Genomic DNA, 9,923 nt, shown 5'->3' on the forward strand with positions numbered 1-9,923 from the left:
GAGGTCGCCGCTGCGCACGTCGCCGGTGTGTTGAGCCTTGAGGACGCGTGTGTGTTGGTGTCGGCGCGGGGTCGGTTGATGCAGGGGTTGCCGTCTGGTGGGGCGATGGTGTCGATCCGGGCCGCCTCGGCGGAGGTGGCGGAGACGTTGCCCGAGGGTGTCGAGATCGCGGCCGTCAACGGGCCCGAGGCGGTGGTGATCTCGGGTGACGAGGACGCGGTCCTGGAGGTCGCGGACTTGTGGGAGACCTTGGGGCACGAGACGCGGCGGTTGGCGGTGAGCCACGCGTTCCACTCCGCGCACATGGAGCCGATGCTGGCGGAGTTCGAGGGGGTCGTGGAGGGGTTGGCGTTCGGTTATCCACAGATCCCGATTGTGTCGACGGTGTTGTCGGGGGGTTCGGGTAGCGTTGAAAACAGGGATCCCCTGGGCGGGGACCCTTCCGCAGGCGCGGTGTTCGATGCCGGGTATTGGGTGCGGCAGGCGCGGGACGCGGTGCGGTTCTCCGATGGCGTGGAGTGGTTGCGTGCCAATGGTGTGACGGCGTTCTTGGAGATCGGGCCTCATCCCACGCTCGTGCCGACCGGGGTGATGCGGCGCGACGACGACTCGCCCCAACGGCTGCTCGCGGCCCTCGGCAAGCTGTGGGTGTCCGGCGCGGAGTGGACCCTGCCGACCGCGCACGCCGAGCTGCCGACCTACGCGTTCCAGCGCGAGCGGTTCTGGTTGGGGCCCGCCGCGTCGACGGACGTCACGGGCGCCGGGCTCGCCGCGGTCGACCACCCGTTGTTGGGCGCGGTGGTGGAGTTGGCGGACGACCAGGGCGTGGTGGTGACCGGGCAGCTGTCCCCGGCCACCCAGCCCTGGCTCGCGGAGCACACCGTGCTCGGTTCCGCCCTGCTGCCGGGCGCCGCGTTCGTGGAACTGGCGTTGCGGGCGGGCGGTCAGGTCGGCTGCCCGGCGGTCGAGGAGTTGGCGCTGGAGGCGCCGCTGGTGCTCGACGGCGCGGTCGACGTGCGGGTCACGGTCGGCGCGTCCGATCAGGCCGGACGACGCCCGGTCGCCCTCCACTCCAAGTCCGACGGCGACTGGCTGCGTCACGCCACCGGTGTGCTCGGCGCGGGCGTGGCCCCCGTGCCGTGGACGGAACCGGAAACCGAACCGGTCGACCTGACCGGCTTCTACGACTCCCTGGCCGACGCCGGCTTCGAGTACGGTCCGGCGTTCCAGGGCCTGCGGGCCGTTCGGCGGCACGGCGACGACCTCTACGCGGACGTCCGACTCGACGGCGACGGCGACGGTTTCACCCTGCACCCCGCGCTGCTGGACGCCGCGCTGCAAGCCGTCACGATCGCCGACGACCGTGCCAAGGTCCCGTTCTCGTTCACCGGCGTCACGGTCTGGTCGACCGGTCGCGCCGCGGCGCGCGTGAAGCTCACCGCCACCGGACCCGGGACCTACCGGGTCAGCCTGGTCGGCCCGGCCGGCGAACCGATCGCGGTCATCGAGTCGCTGGCCCTGCGCGCCCCTCAGACGACACCTCGGCGACAGTCCCTCTACCGGGTCGCGTGGCACGAAACGGACGCTGTCACCGGTGCGGCCGGTGAAGCCGACCGGCTCCACCACGCCACCGACCCGGCCGAGACCCTGGGCGTGGTGCAGGAGTTCCTGGCCGCGGCCGACAGCTCGGCCCGACTCGTCGTGGTGACGCGCGGCGCGGTGTCCGTGCGGGGGGAGGACGTGACCGACCTCCGGGCCGCCGCCGTGTGGGGCCTGGTCCGCTCCGCCGCCTCCGAGCACCCCGGGCGGTTCGTGCTGGTCGACACCGACGGACCGCCGCTGGTGGCGGGCGACGAGCCGCAGCTGGCCGTCCGGGCCGGCCGCGTCCACGTGCCCACCCTGGAACGCGCCGAGTTCGCACCGCTGCCGTCCACCCTCGGCCCGGACGGCGCGGTGCTCATCACCGGCGGCACCGGCGTGCTCGGCGGTGCGGTCGCCCGTCACCTGGTGGCCGAGCACGGCGTCACGCGGCTGGTCCTGGCCAGTCGACGTGGGCCGGACGCGCCCGGCGTCGCCGACCTGGTCGCGGACCTGGCCGGGGCGCACGTCACGGTCGTCGCCTGCGACGTGGCCGACCGCGACGCCGTCGCGAGGCTGCTCGCCGAGCACCCCGTCACGTCGGTCGTGCACACGGCCGGTGTGCTGGACGACGCCGTCGTGCAGTCGCTGGACGCCGAACGGTTCGCGGTGGTCTGGGAGCCCAAGGCCGCCGCCGCGCTCCACCTGCACGAGCTGACCGCCGACCTGGAGGCGTTCGTCCTGTTCTCCTCCGCCGCGGGCGTGCTGGGCGGGCCGGGGCAGGCCAACTACGCGGCGGCGAACACGTTCCTCGACGCCCTCGCCACCCACCGGCACGCCAACGGCCTGCCCGCCGTGTCCCTGGCCTGGGGCCCGTGGGCGCAGACCAGCGGCATGACGGGCAAGCTCACCGAGGCCGACCGGCGCCGGATGGCCAAGGCGGGCGTGCTGCCGATGGCGACCGACGAGGCCCTGGCCCTGTTCGACGCCGCCCTCACCGCGGGCGAACCGGTGTTGGCGCCGGTCCGGCTCGATCGCGGCAGGGTCGGCGGGTCGCTCGTCCGGCCCCGCCGAACGGCAGACCCGTCCGTCCAGGTCGAGCCGACGCACGACGTGCTGGACCTGGTCCGCCGCGCCGTGGCCCAAGTGCTCGGCCACACGTCCACCGACGCCGTCGGCCCGCACCGGGCGTTCAAGGACCTCGGGTTCGACTCGCTGACCGCCGTGGAGCTGCGCAACCAGCTCGACGCCGCGACCGGGCTGCGCCTGCCCGCCACGCTCACGTTCGACCACCCGACGCCCGCCCGGCTCGCCGACCACCTGCGGGAACGGCTGGCCGCGACCGCACCCGACCCGCTGCTGGCCGAGCTCGACCAGCTGAAGTCCACTCTGGACCGAATCGACCACGCCGACCACGACGCCGTCGCCGCACGACTGGAAGCGCTGCTGGCGTCGTGGACCGCCAAACGCGCCAAGCCCGAGGACGACCTGGACGACGCCACCGACAGCGAGCTGTTCAGCATCCTCGACGACGAGCACCGCAGGACCCAGGTCATCCGATCGGGCGAGCACCGCACCGCGGGGGAGTAGCTGTTCATGGCCGACGAAGACAAGCTCCGCAGTTACCTCAAGCGCGCCACGGCCGACCTGCGGGTGATGGGCAAGCGCCTGGCCGAGGTGGAGGAGGCCGCCCGCGAGCCGATCGCGATCATCGGCATCGGCTGCCGCTACCCGGGCGGGGTCGAGTCGCCGGACGACCTCTGGCGACTGGTCGCCGACGGGGTGGACGCGATCGGCGACTTCCCGACCGACCGGGGCTGGGACGTCCCCTACGACCCGGACCCGGACACCCCCGGCGCGACCTACGCGCGGTCGGGCGGCTTCCTCGCCGACGGCGCCGGGTTCGACGCCGGCTTCTTCGGCATCTCGCCGCGCGAGGCGTTGGCGATGGACCCGCAGCAACGCGTGCTGCTGGAAACGGCCTGGGAGGCGTTCGACCACGCGGGCATCGACCCGACCTCGCTGCGCGGCAGCCGGACCGCCGTGTTCACCGGCGTGTGGTCCTCGGGTTACGCCGCCCAGCCGCCGCCCGACCTGGAGGGCTTCCTCGCCACCGGCATCGCCACCAGCACCACCTCGGGCCGCGTGTCCTACCTGCTCGGCCTGGAGGGCGCGGCGGTGTCGGTCGACACGGCGTGCTCGTCGTCGCTGGTCGCGATCCACCTGGCCGCGCAGGCGCTGCGCGCCGGGGAGTGCACGATGGCGCTGGCCGGCGGCGTCACGGTCATGGCGACACCGGCCGGGTTCGTGGAGTTCGCCCGGCAGCGCGGCCTCGCGCCGGACGGGCGGATCAAGTCGTTCGCCGAGGCCGCCGACGGCACCAGCTGGTCCGAGGGCGCGGGCCTGGTGCTGCTGGAACGCCTGTCCGACGCGCGCCGCAACGGCCACCGCGTCCTCGCCGTGGTGCGCGGCAGCGCGGTGAACCAGGACGGCGCGTCCAACGGCCTGGCCGCGCCCAACGGTCCGTCCCAGGAACGCGTCATCCGCCAAGCCCTGGCGAACGCCCTCCTGGAGCCGTCGGACGTGGACGCCGTCGAAGCGCACGGCACCGGCACCACGCTCGGCGACCCGATCGAGGCGCAAGCCCTGCTGGCCACCTACGGCCAGGACCGGGTCGAGCCGCTGCGCCTCGGCTCGATCAAGTCGAACATCGGCCACACCCAGGCCGCCGCCGGCATCGCGGGCGTGATCAAGATGGTCATGGCGATGCGGCACGGCTCCCTCCCGCGCACGCTCCACGTCGACCGGCCCACCGGCCACGTGGACTGGACGGCCGGCAACGTCTCCCTCCTCACCGAGCCGACACCGTGGCCGCGGGCCGACCGCCCGCGTCGCGCCGCCGTCTCCTCGTTCGGCATCAGCGGCACCAACGCCCACGTGATCCTCGAACACGTGCCGGCCGAACCACCATCCACGGTGGACGTCGACCTCCCGTGGTTGGTGTCCGCGCGCACGCCCCAAGCCCTGACGGCCCAGGCCGAGCGCCTCAAGACCGTCGACGCCCCGGCCGCGAACGTGGCCCAGGCCCTCGCGAACCGCACGCACTTCGAACACCGCGCCGTCGTCCTGGATCGCGCGGGCCTGGACGCGTTGGCCGCCGGTGGCAGCGCACCCGGCCTGATCACCGGCGAGGTGGGCGTCCCGGGCAAGACCGCGTTCGTGTTCCCCGGCCAGGGCGCGCAGTGGCCGGGGATGGGCCGCGAGCTGTACGAGACGTCGGACGTGTTCCGCACCCACCTCGACGCCTGCGCCGAAGCCCTGGCCCCGCACGTCGACTGGTCGCTGGTCGACGTCCTGCGCGACGGCGCGCTCGACCGGGTGGACGTGGTCCAGCCCGCCCTGTTCGCCATGATGGTGGCGCTGGCCGGGCTCTGGCGCGCCCACGGCGTGGTCCCGGACGCGGTCGTCGGCCACTCCCAGGGCGAGATCGCCGCCGCGCACGTCGCGGGCATCCTGTCGCTGGAAGACGCCGCGAAGGTCGTCGCCCTGCGGTCGAAGGCCCTGGTGTCGCTGGCCGGCCAGGGCGGCATGGTGTCCGTGGCGCTGTCGCCGGAACGCGCCGCCGCCTACCTCGACCGGTGGTCGGGCAGGCTCACCGTCGCCGTGGTCAACGCGCCCGGCGCGGTCGTCGTCTCCGGCAACACCCGGGACCTGACCGAACTGCTCGCCGCCTGCGCCGCCGACGACCTCCGCGCCCGCGCCCTGCCGGTCGACTACGCCGCCCACTCGGTCGAGGTCGAGGCCATCCGCGACCGGCTCCGGCACGACCTGGCCGGCATCACCCCGCGACCCGCCGCCATCCCGCTCTACTCCACGGTCACCGGCGCGCCCGCCACCGACCTCGACGCCGACTACTGGTACCGCAACCTGCGCGAGCCGGTCCGGTTCGACCACGCCACGCGCGCCCTCCTCGACCACGGCCACGGCGTGTTCGTCGAGGTCAGCCCGCACCCGGTGGTGACGTCGTCGGTCGAGGAGACGGCCGATCGGCGTGACGTCCTGGTCACCGGGACCCTGCGCCGCGACCAGCCGCACGAGTTCCGCACGGCGTTCGCACGCCTGCACGTCCGGGGCGTCGAGGTCGACTGGCGGTTCCCGGCCGGCGTCACCCCCGCGCCCCTGCCCGCCTACCCGTTCCAACGGCAGCGGTTCTGGCTGCGGCCGACCACCGCCGAGACCGGCGACCACCCGCTGCTCACCACGGTGGTGGACCTGCCCGACGGCGGCGCGGCGCTCACCGGCAAGGTGTCGCTGTCCACGCACCCGTGGCTGGCCGACCACGCCGTGCGCGGGTCCGTGCTGCTGCCCGGCACGGCGTTCCTGGAACTCGCCGCGTTCGCCGCGACCAGGGTCGGCGCACCCGCCGTGCGCGAGCTGGTCCTGGAAGCGCCGCTCGTCCTCGACCACGACGTGGTGCGGCTCCAGGTCGTCGTCGGACCGCCGGACGACTCGGGCCTGCGCACCGTCACCGTGCACTCCCACGCCGACGAGTGGGTCCGGCACGCCACCGGCACGCTCGGCGACGTCCCGGAACCCACCTGGGCGACCCCGTGGCCACCGAACGGAGAACCGCTCGACGTCACCCACCTCTACGACGCGTTCGCCGCCCTCGGCTACGACTACGGCCCGGCGTTCCAAGGCGTCACGGCGGCGTGGCGGGTCGGCGACGAGGTGCACGCCGAGGTCGAGGCGCCCGCCGAGGAGCGCTTCACCCTGCACCCGGCGCTGCTCGACGCCGCCCTGCACCCGGTGGCGCTGCTGCACCCGGACGGCCCGGCCAAGCTGCCGTTCGCGTTCTCCGGGGCGGTGCTGCGACCCACCGACGCGACCGTGCTGCGCGTCCGGCTGTCCGGCGGCCCCGACACGTACTCGGTCACGCTCGCCGACCCGGACGGCGCCGTGGTCGCGTCCGTGGCATCCCTGGCGGTCCGGGCCTTCGCCGACACCCCGGACGACCTGTTCGGGCTCGAGTGGTCGCCGGTGACCGGGAACGACACCGCCGGCACCCGCCACTACGTGTCGAACCACCCCGGCGACGTCCCTGACGCGGCCTTGGCGGCGGCGCTGGAGGCCTTGGCCGCCATCCAGGACGACCAGGACCGGTTGGTGATCGTCACGCGCGACGCGGTCGCCGCCGTGCCCGGTGACGTGGTCGACCTGGCCCACGCGGCGGTGTGGGGCCTGGTGCGGGCGGCGCAGGCCGAGCACCCCGACCGGTTCGTGCTGGTCGACGCGGACGACTCGTGGGACGGCACGCTGGCCGACGAGTCGGAGCTGGTGGTGCGCGGGGGAGTGCTGCTCGCGCCCCGGCTCGTGCGGGTGGACCGCGCGCTCATCCCGCCCGACGGCCCGTGGCGGCTGGAGGACGTCGGCACCGGCAGCATCGACGACCTGGCGCTCGTGCCCCGGCCGGAGCTGACCGGGCCGTTGGCGTCGGGCCAAGTCCGGATCGCCCTGCGGGCCGCCGGGCTGAACTTCCGCGACGTGCTCATCGCGCTGGACGTCTACCCCGGCGAGGCGTTGATGGGCGGCGAGGGCGCGGGCGTGGTGCTCGAGGTCGGGCCGGACGTCGACCGGTTCCGGCCGGGCGACCGGGTGTTCGGCCTGGTGCCGGGCGCGTTCGGGCCGATCGCCGTCGCCGATCACCGGCTGCTCGCCCCGATGCCGGCCGACTGGACGTTCGCCCGGGCGGCCTCGACGCCGGTGGTGTTCCTGACCGCGTGGTACGGCCTGGTCGACCTCGGCCGGGTCGGCGCGGGCGATCGGGTGCTGATCCACGCGGGCACCGGCGGCGTCGGCATGGCGGCCATCCAGCTCGCCCGGCACCTGGGCGCGGAGGTGTTCGCCACGGCGAGCCCGGGCAAGTGGGACGTGCTGCGCGGCTTGGGCTTGGCCGATGACCACATCGCGTCGTCGCGGACGCTGGAGTTCGAGCAGCGGTTCCCGCGGGTGGACGTGGTGCTCAACTCGTTGGCCGACGAGTTCACCGACGCGTCCCTGCGCCTGCTCGCGCCCGCTGGCCGGTTCGTGGAGATGGGCAAGACCGACATCCGCGCCGACACCGGCGTGGACTACACGGCGTTCGAGATCGCCGACGCCGGGCCGCGGCGGCTCGGCGAGATCCTCGCGGAGGTGCTGCGGGCCTTCGCCGACGGCGTGCTGACGCCGTTGCCGATCGACGTCCGGGGCGTGCGTGACGCGGTGGACGTGTTCCGGCACATGAGCCAGGCCCGGCACATCGGCAAGATCGTGCTCGCCCTGCCCGCCGCCCTCGACGGCACGGTGCTGATCACCGGCGGCCTGGGCACGCTCGGCCGTGCGGTGGCCGCGCACCTGGTCGCGAAGCACGGTGTGCGACGGCTGGTGCTGGTCGGTCGCGGCGGCGGCGAGGCCCCGGAGCTGGACGCGGACGTGCGGGTGGTCGCGTGTGACGTGTCGGACCGCGAGCAGGTCGTCGAGCTGGTGGCCTCGATCCCGGACCTGACCGCCGTGGTGCACGCGGCCGGTGTGCTGGACGACGCGGTGATCACCGCGCTGACGCCGCAGCAGGTGGCCGACGTGTTCGCACCGAAGGCGCGCGCGGCCTGGCACCTGCACGAGCTGACCCGGCACCTCGACCTGGCCGCGTTCGTGCTGTTCTCGTCCGCTTCCGGTGTGCTGGGCAGCCCCGGCCAGGCCAACTACGCCGCCGCGAACACGTTCCTCGACGCCCTCGCCGTGCACCGGCGTGCCCTGGGCCTGCCCGCCGTCTCGCTGGCCTGGGGATACTGGGCCGAGGCGTCCGGCATGACCGGGCACCTCTCCGACGCCGACCGGCAACGCCTGACCCGCGCCGGCGTCGTGCCGCTGACCACCGAGCACGCGCTGGACCTGTTCGACGCGGCGCTGGCCGCGGACCGGGCCGCCGTCGCGCCCGTCGCGCTGAACCTGCCCGCCCTGGCCCGCACGCCCGTGCTGCCGTCGGCCCTGCGCGGGCTGGTGGGCCGCAAGCCCGTCAAGCGACCGGTCCACCGCGGTGCGCTGGCCGACCGGCTGCGGTCGCTGTCGGAGGCCGAGCAGACCGCCGTGGTGCTCGACGTCGTCACGGCCAACACCGCCACCGTGCTCGGGCACGCCTCGCCGGACGCCGTCGACACGCGGCAGCCGTTCAAGGACCTCGGGTTCGACTCGCTGACCGCCGTGGAGCTGCGCAACCGCCTCGGCACGGCCACCGGCCTGCGGCTGCCCGCCACGGTGACGTTCGACCACCCCACCCCGGCGCGCCTGGCCGACTACCTGCGCGACGAGATCGTCGGCGCGCGTCGGGAGATCGTTGCGCCGGTGGTGCGGGCGGTGGACGACGACCCGATCGTGATCGTGGGTATGGGGTGTCGTTTGCCCGGTGGGGTCGGGTCGCCGGATGACTTGTGGCGGTTGGTGTCCGACGGGGTGGACGCGATCACGGACTTCCCGACCGATCGGGGTTGGGACCTGGATCGGCTCTACCACCCGGATCCTGATCACGCGGGCACCAGCTACACCCGTTCCGGTGGATTCCTCACCGATGCGGCGGGGTTCGACGCGGACTTCTTCGGGATCTCGCCACGTGAGGCGTTGGCGATGGACCCGCAGCAACGCGTGCTGCTGGAGACCGCCTGGGAGACGTTCGAGCACGGCCGGATCGACCCGACCTCGTTGCACGGCAGCCGGACCGGGGTGTTCACCGGCATCTGGGCCTCCGGGTACGGCGCGCCCACCGACGTCGAGGGGTACTTCGGCACCGGCGCGGCGACCAGCGTGGTGTCCGGTCGGATCGCCTACCTGCTCGGGTTGGAAGGGGCCGCGGTCTCCCTCGACACGGCGTGCTCGTCCTCGTTGGTCGCGATGCACCTGGCCGCGCAGGCGTTGCGCACGGGTGAGGTCGACCTGGCGCTGGCCGGCGGCGTGACCGTGATCGCGACGCCGGTCGGCTTCACCGAGTTCTCGCGGCAGCGCGGGTTGGCGGCCGACGGTCGGTGCAAGCCGTTCTCCGCCGCCGCCGACGGCACCAGCTGGGGTGAGGGTGCGGGTCTGGTGCTGCTGGAACGCCTGTCGGACGCCCGCCGCAACGGCCACCAGGTGCTGGCGGTGCTGGCAGGCACGGCGGTGAACCAGGACGGCTCGTCGAACGGTCTGACCGCGCCGAACGGGCCGTCGCAGGAGCGGGTGATCCGGCAGGCGTTGGCGAACGCGGGGTTGTCACCGTCCGATGTGGACGTGGTGGAGGCGCACGGTACGGGTACGACGTTGGGTGATCCGATCGAGGC

The 9,923-nt window shown here is 74.1% G+C and carries 2 protein-coding genes; both read left to right on the top strand.

The genetic code is table 11. The features are described 5' to 3' along the window. A partial coding sequence (locus AB0H12_RS44745; RefSeq protein ID WP_499632757.1) for a type I polyketide synthase occupies positions 1-3,168 on the top strand: 3,168 nt, incomplete at its 5' end. A 6-nt stretch (positions 3,169-3,174) separates the two neighbouring features. After that, on the top strand, positions 3,175-9,923 hold a 6,749-nt coding region (locus AB0H12_RS44750; protein WP_499632760.1), incomplete at its 3' end, for an SDR family NAD(P)-dependent oxidoreductase.

Origin of the sequence: Actinosynnema sp. NPDC023794 (genome assembly GCF_040639675.1) — a bacterium.
Lineage (GTDB): Bacteria > Actinomycetota > Actinomycetes > Mycobacteriales > Pseudonocardiaceae > Actinosynnema > Actinosynnema luteola.